This is a genomic window from Winogradskyella sp. A3E31 (assembly GCF_046720935.1).
Lineage (GTDB): Bacteria > Bacteroidota > Bacteroidia > Flavobacteriales > Flavobacteriaceae > Winogradskyella.
The window spans coordinates 46,464-63,524 of record NZ_JBHNWH010000005.1; the positions used below are offsets into that span (position 1 = coordinate 46,464).

Sequence of the window (17,061 nt, forward strand, 5' to 3'; positions counted from 1 at the left end):
TTTAATCCTTCATTGGTATAAATATCAGCTTTGTATCAATCAATAAAAACGTATTCCGATGAAAACACAAGTCAAAATTTTAAGTTTAGCAGTATTGAGTTGTTTGGCATTTAATTGTTCAAGCGATGATGACAACACACCAGCTCCAGAAGCTTGGGAAGTAGAAGTAAATCAAGTAACAGCTGCAACATCTGTCTATGCAGACGTTAATGTTGCAACCAACGAAGGCCGATTCGATGCTTCAGGCTATGTGCCAAACATGGGACATCACTACATTAATCCTGCTATAATAGATACCACCTTCGATTTAATGAATCCGGAAGTGATTCTTTATGTGCCAGACAGTAATGGAAATATGCAGATGGTGGCCATAGAGTACGCCATTTTACCAGAAGACCCAGACAATCCAGGATCAGCTCCAGAAGGCTTTACAGGCTCTGAAGATGAGTGGCATTTTAATGAAGCCTTAGGGCAATGGCAGTTACATGTCTGGACAGATTTAGAAAATCCTGATGGTATTTTCGCAGCACACAACCCGGCAATTGGCGATTAACATATTAAACGCGCTATTATTTGTGTAAGGAAGGAGCTGGTTTTCGATAGTAGTATTGAGGCCAGCTTTTTTACAATCCTATGGTCCGTTCCGTTTGGCGTTTGCTACCATTGATAACATCATGAAACAAAAAGTCCGATATTTCAGAGATACTTCGGTTCATCGGTAAGTTGGCCCAGCTGTGAGTGCCACCCAAAATGGAAAACAAAAAGTAAGATTTTCCGAGGCCTTTTAGTTTATCAGCAATGGGTCTAGAGCCATACAACATCAAATACCCTTTATCACTGGGATTGCAAAAATGATGTGCCGAAATGTGATAGGGCACTAAGTTATCATTGGTGCCATGAAAAAGTAAAGTTGGGATTGCAGTCTCATCAGTAATGTTGTTAGTGGTAATAACTGCCCCAGCAAAACTCATCACTCCAGCAAACTGAAATCTATTGGGGAGTTTATTATTTTCCTTGACATAGACCAAGTGCAAAGCGGCTTCTGCACCAGCACTTGTGCCAGACAATATCACTTTGTTTTCATCAATAGGAAACAGGTCGTCGTTTTTAAGAATAAACCGTACTGCTTCTACAATATCATCTGCTGCAGTGTCAAAGATGTTTATTTTATCTGTTGCTTCAACATTACAGCCAAAACCGTTCTTTTTGGCTAATAATTGATAGGACATGGAAGCTACCGCATAGCCACGTTTTGCCATGCGTGTGGCAAATTCCACAGTGCCTTCAGCATCGCGTTGACCGCCCGAAAACCCTCCACCATGTACAAAAACAATGAGTGGTACAATACCTTCAGATGTTCTGGCTTTATAAAAATCTAATTGAAGACTGTCCTTACCAATTTTATTATAGGTGTGTGTGGTTTTTTCAATGTCTGTATAGACCGCATTTAAGTATTTGGTCTGCGCGGAGGCCATTAGTCCAATACCAAGAAATAGAAGTACTAATTTTTGCATCATAAGTTTTAGGAGCTTTGTCGGGTCGATGTGTCGTTTCCTTTCAGTTTGTCAATTAATCGTCTTATGTGCGAATAAATAAACTCATTGGTTTTAACGTAGTAAAACGACATAAAACAGACCACCACCAAAAAGGTCAGCGCCCCAAAGACAGCTTCCCAAGGGCTTAAGGTCTTTCCTATAAGTCGATTGAGGCCAAAGCCCGTAAAACTACCATAGATGATGATAAAATGTATCACGTAAATGGATAGTGTTTTCTGCCCAATCTTTAAAATCAACGGGACTTTTATAAAACGTTCCAAGCCATAAAAAATACCAAAATACACAAAGACATTACCCAAACGTGTAAAGAGATAGTTATAGTTTGCAGCCCGTAAAAATAAATCGATATCAGTGTATATGGTTAGCTGTTTTAGCGCATAAGAGGACCAAAAAATAAGGAGGTACCCAACCACAAAGAAACTAATAACGGTAACAGGTTTAAAGCGTTGCTTTTCTAAATGTTTATAAAATAAGGTCGCTAAAAACGCACCAAATGCCATATAGCCAAACCAGGGTAATAAGGTAAAGATCGACCCATTAGCTTTAGAGATATAATTAGAAATCACCAACGGTAAATCGGGTAGGGCAAGGGTTCTGTATAAAGGCTCGGTAACAAAAATGAGAAACCCTAGTGATAGCATCACTACGGAAAACAGTGTTGTTCGTTTAAAGCACAAACAGTAGAAACCAATGATGAGCATCAAGGACAGCCCAATAATCTGAAGCACATCAATGACCAACCAGTAGGTATTAAACTCGCCAATTACCCATTGTAAAAACGGAATACGCAACAGATAGCCAATACCAATAAGCATTAGTCCGCGGTTAAGTCCTTTTTTAATGCGCAATCGCTCTTGGCCTTTTTCTTTGGCTTTAATAAGGAGATAAGTAAAAATTAACCCAGATATGGTAAAGAAGGTCGGTGCCGTAATGCCTCTAAAATAGTACCAGATGTTATAAGCTGTATAAGACTCATCTTTATAAACAGGCTCTAACAGCGTATCTACAAAATGCCCTTGCAGCATCATTAAGATGGCAAATGCACGGACGGCATCGATAAAATAAAGGCGCTTGGCTTGCACTAATTAGACTTTGGTTGCGCTACAAATATAGGATTTAGGAATTAATGGTGTATAATGAATATTCTCAACGTATTTGTGTTGTGGTTAGTAATTTATCTATTCAATTGATATTTACCCTTATTTTTAATTAACAAATTTTTGTTTGTTAAATCTTCTAAATGCGCTTTTAATTGGAGTTCTGTAATATTATTTATGACCTTTTTTATCTGACTACTTGTAAACTCATTTTTAGGAAATAGTTTGGAAATAATTAATAAAATGCTCGATTGAACCTCTATTGCTGTGTTATAAAAGAATTCTTCTGGCTCAATTCCAAAAGTCAGTTCTAGTTTTTTCATCTTGTAAAATTTGACTGACGGATTTTGAGATTTTATAATAGAACAAATTATTTCAATATCACTTTGATTTGCTCTAATTCCGAAATATATCGCTTTGAGTGAACGATTAGAATAGAAGTAACTCTTATTTGATTCTTGATGAAAAATTCTTAATTCTTTTTCGTGTTTCCAGTCAATAGATTTGAATGAAAGAAGTTTTTTTATAGATTCGGCCTCAACTTCTTCGTTCATAAGTAAGTCTGAATTAATAATGGGAATTTCAGATTTATAAATGACCTCAAATGCTTTTGAAAATGGCTCAAAACTTGAGTCAAATTCAAGACAAAAACCTTGATGACTATCTGCGTAGTGTGACCACATCAATAAATTCAAATTGTTTTTTGAAAAACAGCTTACACCAATTTTCGAAAAAGTTTCTTGTCTAATATTATGAATCGTTTCCTGAATTGTTGATTGTAATCTTAACTTAACTGCTGAAAACAATCCACCAATGTTTTCTAGGAAACTAGTTTTTGATTCTTCAATATTTTTAAGTTGCTCCAGAAAATCTTTTTTTTCTTTAAAAATTTGATTAGCGCTTCCTTGATTAAAATCAAAAATATAATCTATATGTTCATCACAAAAATCATAAAAGTCTTCTTTTGATATACTTTTGTTTATTATTCCTAATAAAGCTGTTTTGTCAAAATTTCGTTTACTAGAATTACAAAATTGTTCAACGAATTTTTCATTACTCAATTCATTTATTTTCGCAGGATGAAAAGTGTCAAATGGGTCATTAAAATTTAGTGGATTATTAAAGTAGATCTGATTCTTTTGAAGATTCCTTAAAGCATATGAATTTATTGGTGAGTATTTAAACATTTTTAGAAATCTTATGTTCAGTTTGTATTAGCCACAACTTAATGAAACGAGTCCGTTTTAATGAGGTATATCAAACGTCACTGAAATAAATTCAGCGCAGATAAGCGAAGTTAAATGTTTTACTCCTCTATTTCAATACTTTATAAATTGTCTTTGTAAGAAATTATTAACAATTGCCGAGAATCACTACATTTAGGGTTTATGGACCAACTCAACAGTATTATGGAGCAGTTCTCATCCCTCGCTTGGGGATTGCCCTTACTTATCTTATTAATGGGTGGAGGTTTGTACCTGCTCATTCGCTCTCGTTTTATTAGTTTTCGGTATCTCGGTCATGCCTTTAATGTGCTCCGCGGCAAATACGATGACCCTAATGATCCTGGTGAGATATCACATTTTCAGGCACTGAGTACAGCCTTGGCATCTACTATAGGTATGGGGAATATTGCAGGTGTGGCTTTAGCTATTTCGTTAGGAGGACCTGGTGCTATGTTTTGGATGTGGGTGAGTGCTATTGTTGGGATGTCCACAAAGTTTTTTACATCGACCTTGGCCGTTTTGTATCGTGGTCAAGATAGTGAAGGAAAACTTCAAGGTGGCCCTATGTATTTTATAGTCGAAGGTCTTGGTAAACATTGGAAACCATTAGCGGTACTATTCAGCTTCTTTGGGATGTTAGGTGCTTTACCTGTGGTGAATGTCAACCAACTAAAACAAGCCATTAATGATATAGTCCTTATCCCAAATGGAGTAGAGGTGAGTCTGCAATCTAATTTGCTTATTGCATTTATATTAGTCGCTGTAACCACCATTGTTATTGTTGGCGGTTTAAACCGTATTAGCAACATAGCGTCTAAATTGGTGCCTTCTATGGTCGGCCTCTATTTTGTTTTGGTACTGATTATTTTATTCAGAAATATTGAGGCTGTACCACAGTATTTAGCGCTTATTTTCACGGATGCTTTTAATGCCGACTATCTGCCAGAAGGGGAATCCTTTTTAGGTGGTGTTCTCGGTGGTCTGATTTTACTTGGAGTACGACGCGGTGCTTTTTCTAACGAGGCAGGTATTGGTACAGCACCAATGGCACACGGAGCTGCTAAAACCGATGAACCGGTTCGCGAAGGATTAGTCGCCATGCTTGGGCCTTTAATTGACACTATGGTCGTCTGTACCCTAACAGCTCTAGCCATATTGGTGACGGATGTATGGCAAACCAAAGATGTTAATGGAGTCACACTCACAGCCTACGCATTTTCGGATGCTATGCCTGGCATTGGTCAGTATTTATTGATGCTCTGTGTGTTTGTGTTTAGTGTGTCCTCCTTGTTTTCGTATTCGTATTATGGCACAAAGTGTATGTCCTTTTTATTCGGAGTCAAACGACAAAAGCTATACCTCATTTTATATATCGGGAGTATCATCTTGGCAGCAACCACAGATTTCTCAGCAATGATTAATTTTATAGACGGAGTATTTGCATTTATGGCAATTCCGACAATGATAGCCACTATTTTGTTGGCGCCACGTGTGGTAAAAGAGGCGAAGGCGTATTTTAAAAGAATAAAGTGATAAACATGCAGTTCTATATGTCAGGTTGAGCGCAGTCGAAACCTATGTTAAAGGCTATATAAAATAGATATTGCGAATACTAAACAATCGAATTAACTCATAAAAAGTTATGTCCAACACAAACAACGCAAAAGCCTACTGGAAGGAAAACATCCGTTACGTCCTCATCCTCTTGAGCATCTGGTTCGCCGTATCCTATGGTGCAGGAATTTTATTCAAAGATGCGCTTAACACCATAAAAATTGCAGGATTTAAACTGGGATTCTGGTTTGCCCAGCAAGGGGCGATGTATGTGTTCGTCATACTGATTTTCGTCTATGTCCGCCTGATGAACAAACTCGATAAAAAGTACGGCTATGATGAATAACATTCTGATGATGGCCAACTTAGACGTACAGACCTGGACCTATATCATTGTAGGGATAACATTCACGATATACATCGGCATTGCCATACTATCGAGAGCAGGATCCACCAATGATTTCTATGTCGCTGGTGGAGGAGTGTCACCATTAGCAAACGGAATGGCCACCGCAGCAGATTGGATGAGTGCGGCTTCCTTTATTTCTATGGCAGGTATTATTTCCTTCGCTGGTTATGATGGTGCTGTATATTTAATGGGCTGGACAGGAGGTTACGTGCTTCTTGCTTTATTGTTGGCGCCTTACTTACGAAAATTCGGAAAGTTTACCGTTCCAGATTTTATTGGTGATCGCTATTATTCTAAAACAGCACGTATCGTTGCTGTGTTTTGTGCGCTTTTAGTGTCGTTTACTTATGTCGCCGGACAAATGCGTGGAGTTGGCATTGTGTTTTCACGCTTTTTGGAAGTGGATATCAATACAGGAGTTATTATCGGCATGTTTATCGTGCTCTTTTATGCCGTACTTGGTGGTATGAAAGGCATCACCTATACCCAAGTCGCACAGTATTGCGTGTTGATTTTTGCCTTTATGGTGCCGGCCATTTTTATTTCCATTCAAATGACTGGCAATCCCATTCCGCAATTAGGATTTGGTAGCGAATTGAATGATGGTTCTGGTCTATATTTATTGGATAAGTTAGATGGCTTAAGTACTGAATTGGGTTTTAATGAATATACAGAAGGTTCAAAATCCATTATCGATGTGTTTGCCATAACCTTGGCTTTAATGGTCGGTACAGCAGGATTACCACACGTTATCGTTCGCTTTTTTACCGTAAAACGCGTTAAGGATGCTCGAAAGTCAGCAGGAATAGCTTTGTTGCTCATCGTTATTCTATACACCACAGCACCAGCAGTTGCGGCATTTGCGCGTACCAATATGATTGAAACAGTTTCAAATCAACCTTATGACGACGTTCCTGACTGGTTTAAAAAATGGGAAACCACAGGCCTAATCACTTTTAATGATAAAAATAATGATGGCCTTATCAATTATGTTGCGGATGAGCAAGAAAACGAATTGATTGTGGATAGGGATATTATGGTTTTAGCCAATCCTGAAATTGCGAGACTTCCTAATTGGGTGATTGCTTTAGTAGCCGCTGGTGGCTTGGCAGCAGCATTATCAACTGCTGCAGGTTTATTATTGGTGATTTCATCCTCTGTGTCTCACGACCTGATTAAAAAAATCATAAAACCATCCATTTCAGAAAAAGGAGAATTAATAGCCGCGCGTTTATCTGCTGTTGGTGCGGTCTGTGTTGCTGGTTATTTTGGCATAAACCCACCAGGCTTTGTAGCGGCAGTCGTTGCATTGGCATTTGGTTTGGCCGCAGCGTCATTTTTTCCGGCCATAATTTTGGGTATTTTTTATAAACGCATGAATAAAGAAGGAGCCATTGCAGGGATGATCGTCGGTATCGTAAGTATGCTCTTGTACATGATGAAATATAAATTGGGTTGGTTTGATGACTTTGTCCCCGACAAAAGCGAATGGTGGTTCGGAATTTCTCCAGAAGGTTTTGGTACTATTGCCATGATGCTTAATTTTATAGTATCAATCACCGTTATGAAGCTTACTAAAGCTCCGCCAAAAGAGGTTCAAGAGATTGTAGAACATATAAGAATTCCTAGTGGAGCAGGTGAAGCCACTGGTCATTAATACATAGGCATGAGTAATTACCACATAAAACAATTTGAAGAATATTTTCAAGTGTATAGAAAATCGGTTAGAAACCCTGAACAATTTTGGGAAGAAATCGCCGAGGAACATTTTATGTGGCAAAAGCGATGGGATTCTGTTTTAGAATGGGATTTCACCAAGCCAGAAGTGAAGTGGTTTAAAGGCGGAAAACTAAACATTACAGAAAACTGTATCGATAGGCATCTACCAACACGAGGAGATAAAACAGCTATTCTTTTTGAGCCTAATAACCCTACGGAAGATGCCGAGCATATTACGTATCATCAATTACATCAGCGTGTTTGTCAATTTGCAAACGTTCTAAAGGACAAAGGCATCAAGAAAGGGGATAGGGTTTGTATTTACTTGCCTATGATTCCAGAATTGGCGATTTCCGTTTTGGCTTGTGCGCGTATTGGAGCCATTCATTCTGTGGTGTTTGCAGGATTCTCATCAAAAGCACTTTCAACACGAATTAATGATTGCGATGCGAAAATGGTCATTACTTCCGATGGTGGGTATCGAGGTCAAAAAACAATCGATTTAAAAAGTATTGTCGATGACGCTCTAAACGACTGTAAAGGCATAGAAAATGTACTGGTGGCTAAACGTATCCATTCAAATATTAATATGAAAGATGGCCGTGATTATTGGTTACAACCGCTTTTGGACAAGGCGAATAATCATTTAAAAGCGGAAGTTATGGATGCCGAAGACCCTTTGTTTATTTTATATACTTCGGGCTCTACAGGCAAACCAAAAGGGATGTTGCATACGACGGCTGGGTATATGATATTTACAGCCTACACCTTTAAGAATGTGTTTCAATATACTGAAGACGATGTGTATTGGTGTACGGCTGATATTGGCTGGATAACCGGTCATAGCTATATTGTCTATGGACCATTAGCTAATGGTGCTACAACCGTAATGTTTGAAGGAGTACCAAGTTATCCAGATTTTGGTCGCTTTTGGGATATTGTTCAGAAACATAAGGTCACACAATTTTACACCGCGCCAACAGCAATCAGGGCTTTAGCAAAACAAGGCACTGAGTTTGTAGATCCTTATGATTTATCATCCTTAAAAGTATTGGGAACTGTTGGAGAGCCCATCAATGAAGAAGCTTGGCACTGGTATAACGAAAATGTCGGAAAGAAAAATAGCCCGATTGTAGATACCTGGTGGCAAACAGAAACAGGTGGCATAATGATTACTCCAATCCCGTTTTCAACACCTACCAAACCAACCTATGCCACTTTACCTTTTATTGGTGTTCAACCTGCTTTAATGGACGAAAATGGTGATGAAGTTAAAGGAAATCAGGTCGATGGACGGTTGTGTATAAAATTCCCCTGGCCGTCCATGGCGCGTACCATTTGGGGGAATCACCAACGCTATAAAGACACTTACTTTTCAGCGTATGATAACATGTATTTTACAGGTGATGGTGCCTTACGGGATGAAGTGGGCTACTACAGAATTACAGGTCGTGTGGATGATGTGATTATTGTATCTGGTCATAATTTGGGTACGGCAACAATAGAAGATGCCATTAACGAACATCAAGCAGTTGCAGAATCAGCCATAGTTGGCTTTCCTCATGATGTGAAAGGTAATGCCTTATATGGCTATGTGACTTTAAAAGATTCTGGAGAAAGCCGAAACCATGATAATTTACGAAAAGAGATCAATCAATTGATTACAGATAGGATAGGACCCATTGCTAAACTAGATAAAATACAATTTACAGAAGGTTTACCAAAAACACGCTCAGGAAAAATTATGCGACGTATTTTGAGAAAGATAGCTTCAAATGAAGCAGATCAGTTAGGCGATATCAGCACCTTGCTAAATCCTGAAGTGGTGCAGAACATTATTGACCATAAATTATAGTGTCATTCAGATCAAGGATTTAAGGAAAACTTTTTCTAAAACAGGAGAGTTATAAAAATATTAAGCGAGCGTTGCTTAGTAATTTCCTAATAAATCATATTTAACTTTTGTTTCGTTTTGTTTCAAGACAAAATGAAGAAAAAGAAAAAAAAGATTGCCACGTCCTTTGTCCTCGCAATGACAGATACTTTTTTATCTTCGCAAAAAATTAAAATGCTATGCTAAAAGCAGTGTTATTCGATATGGACGGGGTTCTTATTGATACCGAGCCATTGCACCGAAAAGCCTATCATCAAATGTTTGATGAAGTGAATATTGATGTAAGTGAAGAACTTTACACGTCGTTTACAGGGCAATCGACAAAGAATATTTCTAAGCGTTTGGTAGAGCATTTCGATTTAAATATTGCTTCAGAAAGACTTACACAACTGAAACGAGACAACTACAATTATTTGTTCAAAAATGATGATGGATTATCACTGATAGATGGTGTCTTAGACCGTATAAAAGATTATTACTCTAACGACGTGACATTGGTAGTGGCATCTTCAGCATCGATGAACGGTATCAATCAAATTTTTGAACGCTTTAACCTTAACCAGTATTTTAGTGCTAAGTTTAGTGGTGCAGATTTAAAACAATCCAAACCACATCCTGAAATATTCCTCAAAGCAGCTGCATCCACAGGTTATAATACATCGGAATGTATGGTCATTGAAGATTCTACCAATGGTATGAAAGCTGCAAAAGCCGCAGGTATATTCTGTGTTGGGTATAAGAGCAAACATTCTGTAGGTCAGGACTATACTTATGCAGATTTGGTTATTTCGGACTTTGATGAAGTGTCTTACAAAAAAGTTAGCCTTTTGCGATAAAATTTATCTTTAATGCGATAAGTTTTATTCCATTTCAAATCAATTACTACAATCAATTCGAATATTGATTATTTTATAATGAATCAAAAATTTATAATATTATGTCAAAGTTTGAATTGTATAGAGATGCAAGTGATCAATTTCGTTTTAGGTTAAAAGCTGCTAATGGACAGAACATTTTAAGTAGTCAAGCCTACACAAGTAAGGATGGTTGTAAAAACGGTATCGAATCCGTAAAAACAAACTGTTCTGATGACCATTGTTTTGAGAAACTGGAATCTAAAAATGGTGAGCCCTATTTTAACTTAAAATCCACTAACGGACAAGTCATTGGTACTAGTCAAATGTATTCTTCCGACTCTGCTATGCAGACAGGTATTGATTCTGTAAAGGCAAATGCTGGTAGTGCAGAGATAGAGGATATAAGCTAATGTGCATGACCTCGTCATAAAAGAGGCTGTTTAAAGAGCAATAAACTCTGTCATTTCGAGCGTAGTCGAGAAAATTATACTTTTGATTATCAGAGCATTTCGACTACGCTCAATGTGACAGTTTCAAGTAATTTCGACTTTTTAGACAGTCTCTTTTCATTTAAATGAGAATGCTATTTTTTTATGAATACAATAAATCATAGTCCACAAACTAAATCACTTGACTAAACGAATCATTTGGAACTATTTATTGTAACTTTCAATGTATTTATTGATTCAAAACTGATATTATGAGATTATTTCGCTTTTTATTATTATTCATTTTAAGTACCCAATTTGTTGTTGCGCAAGACGCTATAATTCCTGACGACTATAAAGATTATATAAAAGCTAGGGTAGATAAAGGAATTAATCCATCAATATCCATGGCATATATAGTTGGTGATGCTGTCGAGTTTTATAATTATGGAAAAACACAGCTAAATGATGGAGAATCAGTAGATAAACACTCAGTTTATGAAATAGGCTCTATATCTAAAGTCTTTACAACTATACTGTTGGCTGATGAAATTCTGAAAGGAAAGATGAAATTATCTGACCCTATACAAGATTATTTGCCAGAATCTGTAACTGTCCCAGTTAGAAATGATAAAGTTATTACGCTTAAAGATTTAGCCACTCATACGTCTGGCTTGCCAAGAATGCCCGGCAACTTTAAACCTGCAGATTTAAAAAATCCATTTGCAGATTATTCAGTAAAACAATTATATGATTTTTTATCAAATTATGAATTACCAAGAGACATAGGTTCTCAATATGAATATTCAAATTTAGGAATGGGGTTATTGGGGCATATTTTAGAACTGCATACAGGTAAAACTTATGAGAGTCTTGTGGTCAATCGAATTGCTAAGCCACTAGACATGGCTGACACACAAATTGAATTTACAGATAAAATGAAGTCTCATCTTGCTATTGGTCATAATGAGCAATTAGAAACAACGAGTAATTGGGACATTACAACTTTAGCTGGTGCAGGTGCTATTCGATCTACAACAAGTGATATGGTAAAGTTTGTAAAAGCAAACTTAACTGATGATGGCTCAGACTTATATAAGGCAATGGCACTAAGTCATAAAATAGCCTATACTAACGATGCTAAAACTTTTAATATTGGTTTAGGCTGGCATTATTCAAACGGTGATAGTATTGTTTGGCATAATGGAGGAACAGGTGGTTATAGAGCATTTTCAGGTTTCTTAAAAGACAGTAATAAAGGCGTGGTTGTATTTACAAATTCTACATTTAGTGTAGATAATATAGGGTTAAAAATACTGGGCCAACCATTAGAACTAAAAATCCCTGAAAAAAGAGTATACCCTGAGGTTGTGGTCTTATCAAATGATATTTTAGACTCATATGTGGGTAAATACCAACTAACACCTCAATTTTTTATAACCGTTAGTAGAAAGGATAATCAACTTGTAGCACAAGCTACAGGTCAACCAGAATTTGAAATTTTCCCTTCAGCCGACAATGAATTTTTTCTCAAAGTCGTAGAAGCTAGCATTACATTTAATAAAGATGAAGCGGGCAATATTGTTAGTATGACTTTGCATCAAAATGGACAAGACGTACCTGGGAAGAAAATAGAATAATCTATCCTTCAAAATCAAAGTCTTCTCCGTCACCATCATCTTGGCGGCCACCACCATCTCTCCGCCTTTCGTTTTTTTGCTGATTAAACCTATAAATGAAAGAAAGATTGACTTGTCTCAATCTTCGCTGTGATTCACTATAGCGCTCAAAGAATTCGGTTGTAGTTAATGATTGTCTCTTTCTTGAATTTAACAAGTCACGTACATTTAAGGATATAGTTCCGTTGCCATTCCAAATTTCTTTACTAAATGCTAAATCAATCGATAGTATACCATCGGTATCACTTTGTGCATCTTGTCGCGCGCCACGATATCTCGCATTTGTTTGCCAGTCTATCTGCCAAGGAAGTTTAATATTTGAACTAAATCTAGCAAACCAACTTGTATTTTTAGCACTAAAGTCTACACCATTAAACTCACCTTCGGTGTTAAACTGAAAGAAATTAAAACTCGCATTAAATCTTAACTTTTTCGTTGGATTGTATAATACACCTAATTCTGCACCTGTTCGGTCATTGGTAGATAAATTTATAGGAATACTTCTAATAATATCAATACCATCAGTAGTTTGGCGCCCCGTATTTTCTTCTATACGTTCAAATGAATTAGTTTCTCTTTGATAATATACAGATGATGTAAAAGTTATTTTATCCCATCGTTTTAAGTATCCGAGGTCGAAGGCATTGGCAAATGCAGGTTGTATACTGGGATTACCTTGAAAAACATTCGTTCTACTTGAGCGAGAAGGGAATGGGTTGACAAAATAGCCTCTAGGTCTATTAATTCGCCTGTTATATCCAAGAGTTATACTCTCTTCAGTATCAGAGTCGGTTCCACCTAAGTTATAAATAAGGTTTAGCGTAGGGAAAAGACCTACATAATTATTGTCAAATTCTGTATCTATAGGAAAGCCATAGGCCTCTTGTAACTCTGCTTCTGTGAGTCTAGAATCAATATTGCCCTTTAGTTGTGTATGCTCTAATCTTAGACCTGCTAGAAATGAAAATTTCCCGAATTTTGAACCGTATTGGGTGTAAACAGCATTTACGTTTTCATCATAATCAAATACGTTAGTTATAGTGTCATTTACTACGAGTTGTCCAGTTTGTATATTTTCTTGCTCTAGGACATAATCGGTGATTTGATTTTCATAATTTAATCTAAAACCTGCTTCAAATCTTGAATCTTCACCAAGTGGAAGTACATAATCAGCTTGCAGTAAGTATTCGGTCTGATCTTGATTTTCCGTTTCTTGCTCTAGTTGAAATGGTTCCGGGTCTGTTTGGTCCGTCGAAATATAATCCTCGTTTAAAAAAGTAAATCCTTCTTCATTATCAATTTCATATTGAAAATCTGCAGTTAAGCTGTGGTCACTATCTTCACCAAACTGTTGTCTAAAATTTAGAGCTAGCTGATAACTATTATCCTGTTCAGTTTGTTTTTCTCGTCTTAATGTTTCCTCTACGATTGACCCATCATTAAACCTATCACTATTATTTAGGCTTAAGTCAGCGTCACTTCCTAAGCGATAAAATATGCTTCCAGTAATTGAAGATTTATCACTCAAAAAATATTCCATTCCAAAATTTCCATTATAGTTTCTATTTAGGCGCTCAACATCTTCATCTTCAATAATTCTTCGATATTGTGGTTCTATTACAGTTCCATTTTCTACTCTATCAAAACGTGTAACGTCACTAAAACTATATCTTGGAGCATCAAAATATCTCCAACCTAAATTGGTGAAAAGATTAAACTTTTCGGTTCTATAATTAATATTAGCCGAAAGCCCCAGGTTATCGGGGTTTCCGAGGGTGAAATTAAAAGCTCCGTTGAACCCTAGGGTTTCTTTCTGTCTTAAAATGATGTTTAATATTCCTGCTGTACCAGAAGCATCGTAACGTGCAGAGGGCGATGTGATAACTTCTACTCTTTCTATAGCTTCGGCGGGTAGTTGACTAAGAATGTTACTATCCCCAAAACCGGCTAATGCTGAAGGCCTTCCGTTAATTAATATCTGAACATTTTCATTTCCCCTCAAACTTATGGCGCCATCAATATCAACAGCCACAGATGGTACATTATTAAGGGCATCACTAACTGTTCCTCCAGCAGTGGTTAAATCTTTACCTATATTATAGACCTTTTTATCTAATTTAATCTGTACCGTTGTTTGCTCAGCAATGACTTCAACGGCATCTAAAGCCTCGACATTTAAAGCTAAGCTCACAGTACCTAAATCAATATCACTAGTTAGAGTACGGTTTTGATAGTTCTTTTTTTTGTAGGAAATATATTCAACGGAAATATTGTAAGTACCTGATGGGACATCGACACTAAAAACACCTTCGGTATCTGTTACACCACCATTGACTATAGAATTATCAGTTACATTTTTAAATGTAATCGTGGCGTATTCTAAAGGGTAGTTTGTACCCTGTTCAACAACTTTACCTTTAACGGTAATGTCTTTTTGAGCTAATAAGAAATTTGGAATAATTAATAAGAGAAGAAATAACGTGATTTTTTGGTAGTCCATGTTCTATTTTTACAGTGTATGACTGCAAAAATAGAGGAGGGTTTAACCCAGATTAGTTAATCTTCTGTTAAAGCCTAATGGGTTTTTACTATACGGTATAGACGTTAGCTATGTAGGATTTTACCCTTTATCTTTTTTTCTCCGCTTCTTCTTTTTCTTTTTGACGTCCTTTTCTTCAAAATCCCCTTCAATCATGGCATTGATTTTTTCCATATCACTTTCGGAAATCAATTTTTTTAATTCTTCAAAATGGGTTTTATTAAGGTTCTTAACGGCATCCTCACGTTCAATAACTCTCTCATAAGGTATTTTAAATAAGGCAATCTTCTTTTCAAAATACTCATTAATGGTTTGCTTAATAATCTCTTTTTGAAAAGCATCAGCATCTAAGGTCGTCAGGAAATTAGCAATATATTCTTCTTGGCGCTCTTTCATCTCCTTTTCAAACTTCTCTTGCTGTTTTTTTATCTCTTCCTCGGAAGGTTGGGATTGCGGAATTCTATTTTGTTGCATTCGGCCACCACGACGCATCACTTGTGCATCCGCAAAAGATGAAAATCCGATTAAGACAATAATAAATATGGCAATTTTTTTCATATTATACATATTATAAAAGCGTAGAAATCTTTTCTGTAGGCCTACCTATAACAGCTTTTCGTCCCTTAACAACAATAGGCCGTTCTATAAGCTTTGGGTGTTGTGCCATAGCCGAAATAATTTCGGAATCCGTTAAGTCCTTGCTTTTAAAATCCGACTTCCAAATGGCTTCATTTTTACGAACCAACTCGATGGGCTTAATATTCAATTTATCAATTAGTGATTCTAGCTCCTTTTCATTTGGGGTATTGTCCAAATACCGTACCACTTTAAAAGGTGCCCCATAGGACTCAAGCAAAGCAATACCTTGTCTAGACTTTGAACATCTTGGATTGTGGTATATCTCTATCATAATCTTCTCATTTTCAAATGAACTGCAAAGATACAATAATACGAGCAAAAAGTAAAGGCTTAGAGGTTTTCGGTTGATGTTTCTTGCTGCCCCATCATCATTAAATAGGCCTTTAAAAAAGGTTCAATATCCCCGTCCATGACGGCGTCTACATTTCCGGTTTCATGAGATGACCTTACGTCCTTCACTAATTTATAAGGATGCATCACATAATTACGAATTTGGCTTCCCCATTCAATTTTCATTTTACTAGCTTCGATATCATCGCGTTGAGACATTTGCTTTTGCAGTTCTATCTCGTATAACTGTGACTTCAGCATTTGTAACGCACGAGCACGGTTATCATGTTGTGAGCGTGTTTCTGAACATTGAATTTGTATTCCAGATGGTTTATGTAATAATTGCACTTTTGTTTCAACCTTATTCACATTTTGTCCACCAGCTCCACTAGATCTTGCTGTGGTTATTTCAATGTCAGAAGGATTGATGTCCACCTCAATTGTATCATCAACCAACGGATAAACATATACGGATGCAAAACTAGTATGGCGTTTGGCGTTACTATCAAATGGAGAAATACGTACCAAACGATGAACTCCATTTTCACCTTTAAGCCAACCGAAGGCAAAATCTCCTTCAATTTCTAAGGTCACTGTTTTAATACCTGCTACATCACCATCTTGTAAATTGAGTTCCTTGACTTTAAAACCACTTTTCTCAGCATACATGAGGTACATGCGCATCAACATGCTTGCCCAATCACAACTTTCAGTTCCGCCAGCACCAGCGGTAATTTGAAGCACCGCGCTTAAGCTATCACCTTCCTCAGAAAGCATATTCTTAAACTCCAATTTTTCAATGGCATTGACAGCTTTTTCGTAGCGTGCCTCGACATTTTCCATTGGGGCTTCATCTTCCTTAAAGAATTCATAGATGACCTCTAGGTCTTCATACAGTGTAGAAGCAGCTTCGAAATCGTTAATCCAGCTCTTCTTTTCACGAAGCGATTTCATTACTTTTTCGGCTTCCTTGGGGTCATTCCAAAAATTGGGGTCGAAGGTTTGCTCTTCTTCGTTAGCGATTTCTATCTTTTTGGCATCTAAGTCAAAGATAGTGCCTAAGTGCATCTAGGCGGGTATTAAGATCTTTAATTTGATCTGAAGTAATCATAGAAAAATAATTTTCAACAAATA

15 protein-coding genes are annotated in these 17,061 nt (G+C 36.9%); 8 read left to right on the plus strand and 7 right to left on the minus strand.

Annotation, left to right across the window (positions count from 1 at the left end):
• Window positions 1-58: 58 nt before the first annotated feature.
• On the plus strand, window positions 59-553 hold the full coding sequence (locus tag ACFEMA_RS07375) for a hypothetical protein (RefSeq protein WP_411767443.1): 495 nt from the start codon (window positions 59-61) through the stop codon (window positions 551-553).
• A 70-nt stretch (window positions 554-623) separates the two neighbouring features.
• Here the strand turns inward: ACFEMA_RS07375 and ACFEMA_RS07380 are convergent, their stop codons facing one another.
• From ACFEMA_RS07380 to ACFEMA_RS07390, 3 genes are all read right to left on the minus strand, one after another.
• Window positions 624-1,517 carry an alpha/beta hydrolase gene (locus tag ACFEMA_RS07380; RefSeq protein WP_411767444.1) on the minus strand — a complete coding sequence of 298 codons (894 nt, stop codon included), beginning with the start codon at window positions 1,515-1,517 and terminating at the stop codon, window positions 624-626.
• A 5-nt stretch (window positions 1,518-1,522) separates the two neighbouring features.
• On the minus strand, window positions 1,523-2,638 hold the full coding sequence (locus ACFEMA_RS07385; RefSeq protein WP_411767445.1) for a heparan-alpha-glucosaminide N-acetyltransferase domain-containing protein: 1,116 nt from the start codon (window positions 2,636-2,638) through the stop codon (window positions 1,523-1,525).
• 92 nt (window positions 2,639-2,730) lie between these two features.
• Window positions 2,731-3,840, minus strand: a complete 1,110-nt coding sequence (locus ACFEMA_RS07390) for a DUF2971 domain-containing protein (RefSeq protein ID WP_411767446.1) — start codon at window positions 3,838-3,840, stop codon at window positions 2,731-2,733.
• A gap of 201 nt (window positions 3,841-4,041) precedes the next feature.
• Here ACFEMA_RS07390 and ACFEMA_RS07395 point away from each other — a divergent pair, with 201 nt between their 5' ends.
• The 7 genes from ACFEMA_RS07395 to ACFEMA_RS07425 all read left to right on the plus strand — a co-directional run bounded on the left by ACFEMA_RS07395 (window position 4,042) and on the right by ACFEMA_RS07425 (window position 12,380).
• Window positions 4,042-5,412 carry an alanine/glycine:cation symporter family protein gene (locus tag ACFEMA_RS07395; RefSeq protein WP_411767447.1) on the plus strand — a complete coding sequence of 457 codons (1,371 nt, stop codon included), beginning with the start codon at window positions 4,042-4,044 and terminating at the stop codon, window positions 5,410-5,412.
• 109 nt (window positions 5,413-5,521) lie between these two features.
• Window positions 5,522-5,779 (plus strand): DUF4212 domain-containing protein, encoded by a 258-nt coding sequence (locus tag ACFEMA_RS07400; RefSeq protein ID WP_411767448.1) that lies wholly within the window; start codon window positions 5,522-5,524, stop codon window positions 5,777-5,779.
• Complete coding sequence (locus ACFEMA_RS07405; RefSeq protein ID WP_411767689.1) at window positions 5,772-7,499, plus strand: sodium:solute symporter family protein; 1,728 nt, start codon at window positions 5,772-5,774, stop codon at window positions 7,497-7,499. The genes ACFEMA_RS07400 and ACFEMA_RS07405 overlap by 8 nt, the downstream gene beginning before the upstream one ends.
• A 9-nt stretch (window positions 7,500-7,508) precedes the next feature.
• Entirely contained in the window at window positions 7,509-9,416 is a 1,908-nt protein-coding gene (gene acs, locus ACFEMA_RS07410) for an acetate--CoA ligase (protein WP_411767449.1), read from the plus strand.
• Window positions 9,417-9,634: 218 nt separating this feature from the next.
• Window positions 9,635-10,291 carry an HAD family hydrolase gene (locus ACFEMA_RS07415; protein ID WP_411767450.1) on the plus strand — a complete coding sequence of 219 codons (657 nt, stop codon included), beginning with the start codon at window positions 9,635-9,637 and terminating at the stop codon, window positions 10,289-10,291.
• Window positions 10,292-10,392: 101 nt separating this feature from the next.
• Window positions 10,393-10,722: a YegP family protein gene (locus ACFEMA_RS07420; protein ID WP_411767451.1), complete on the plus strand. Its 330-nt coding sequence runs from the start codon at window positions 10,393-10,395 to the stop codon at window positions 10,720-10,722.
• A 290-nt stretch (window positions 10,723-11,012) separates the two neighbouring features.
• Window positions 11,013-12,380, plus strand: a complete 1,368-nt coding sequence (locus tag ACFEMA_RS07425; protein WP_411767452.1) for a serine hydrolase — start codon at window positions 11,013-11,015, stop codon at window positions 12,378-12,380.
• 1 nt (window position 12,381) lies between these two features.
• On the opposite strand, the gene ACFEMA_RS07430 is transcribed toward ACFEMA_RS07425, so the two are convergent.
• The 4 genes from ACFEMA_RS07430 to prfB all read right to left on the minus strand — a co-directional run bounded on the left by ACFEMA_RS07430 (window position 12,382) and on the right by prfB (window position 17,038).
• A complete protein-coding gene (locus ACFEMA_RS07430; RefSeq protein WP_411767453.1) occupies window positions 12,382-14,919 on the minus strand; it encodes an outer membrane beta-barrel protein in 2,538 nt (845 codons plus the stop codon).
• A 120-nt stretch (window positions 14,920-15,039) separates the two neighbouring features.
• Entirely contained in the window at window positions 15,040-15,516 is a 477-nt protein-coding gene (locus ACFEMA_RS07435) for a hypothetical protein (protein ID WP_411767454.1), read from the minus strand.
• Window positions 15,517-15,526: 10 nt separating this feature from the next.
• Window positions 15,527-15,868: an arsenate reductase (glutaredoxin) gene (arsC, locus tag ACFEMA_RS07440; RefSeq protein ID WP_411767455.1), complete on the minus strand. Its 342-nt coding sequence runs from the start codon at window positions 15,866-15,868 to the stop codon at window positions 15,527-15,529.
• Between the two features lie 59 nt (window positions 15,869-15,927).
• Window positions 15,928-17,038, minus strand: a protein-coding gene (gene prfB, locus ACFEMA_RS07445; protein WP_411767456.1) for a peptide chain release factor 2 whose coding sequence is annotated in 2 segments (ribosomal slippage) — window positions 15,928-16,974 and window positions 16,976-17,038 — 1,110 coding nt in all. Because the reading frame shifts where the segments join, the coding sequence is not laid out codon by codon here.
• Window positions 17,039-17,061: the final 23 nt, after the last annotated feature.